The sequence below is a fragment of the Sulfitobacter aestuarii genome (genome assembly GCF_042685005.1).
Classification (GTDB): Bacteria; Pseudomonadota; Alphaproteobacteria; order Rhodobacterales; family Rhodobacteraceae; genus Sulfitobacter; species Sulfitobacter aestuarii.
On sequence record NZ_JBHUMP010000073.1, the window covers coordinates 1 to 938 of the forward strand.

Annotated in this window: 1 protein-coding gene; it reads right to left on the minus strand. The window is 50.5% G+C overall.

The window, feature by feature from the left end; translation table 11 throughout:
• Positions 1–88: 88 nt before the first annotated feature.
• A complete protein-coding gene (locus ACFSUD_RS19630) occupies positions 89–907 on the minus strand; it encodes a hypothetical protein (RefSeq protein WP_386376191.1) in 819 nt (272 codons plus the stop codon).
• Positions 908–938: the final 31 nt, after the last annotated feature.

The window sequence follows — 938 nt, forward strand, 5'->3', positions numbered from 1 at the left end:
TCCTCGCCTTTACCGTGATGAGGGTGAATCATGTTCTCAAACCGCTGTCGAGGTGGGACTATTTCAGCGGCCTGCTAGATATGTCGGCTCAGCCGTATGCCTCAAAAGCCAGCTTGTCGAGCGTGTCGTGGTATTGCTTGAGTATGGCGATGTTTGCGCGCTGGTAGACCTCTCGATCCTTATCTGAAAACTCCGCGCTTTCATAATGTTCGGCAAGACGAAACGCTTCAAGCGCATTGTACATGTCTGTCAGCGTCAACCCTGGGTTTGCGCCAATTTGCGCTTTACGAAATCGGTCAAGGTCTCTTCCCTTGGCTCGGAGTTCATCAACCAAGCTCGATTCGACTTCTGTGAAATCAGGAAACGGGAATTGATTGAAGGTGTTGGTGTGTTGATACACTGGGTCGTTGCCCTTGCCTTGCCAACCACCTGTTCTGAAAGAGAATTCGACGTGTAAGCGTGAGCACAAGATGGCAAAAATTGCCCAGTCGGAACATGCGATCACGCGAATCTTCTGATCTGGAGCGGCAGATCCATCCAATGAACTGAAGATCCGGTGGGCCGCTGTCTCGGTTGTACCGAAAAAGAAGGGAAAGCCTTTTAGTGCGGCGCGCATTTCCGTTGAGGGCTGCCCAAACCGCCACCAGTTTTCGCGCCTGTATGGCATCTTATCTTCTGCTCGAATAGGTTTCGAGTTTTCGAGTAGATGCTGATATGCTTCCGGGAACTGATCGCGAACAAACGCCTCGGTTTTTGCATGAAAATCGAGTGCAAACCGGTTTCTAGATACTTGGTTCAGGTCTCGACCGTTTATGTAGGGTCGAATAAACATATCTGCATTAGGTTTTGTGCCGTAGCCCAGAGAAACGCGCGAAAGTTGGTGATGCCCTGAAGGGCGGCATATCATGGCGGTGTTCAGACGCCGTCAATTCTCAATC

What these genes read in the sequence shown, in the direction of transcription:
- ACFSUD_RS19630 (WP_386376191.1), bottom strand. Translation starts at nt 907, where the DNA reads ATGATATGCCGCCCTTCAGGGCATCACCAACTTTCGCGCGTTTCTCTG.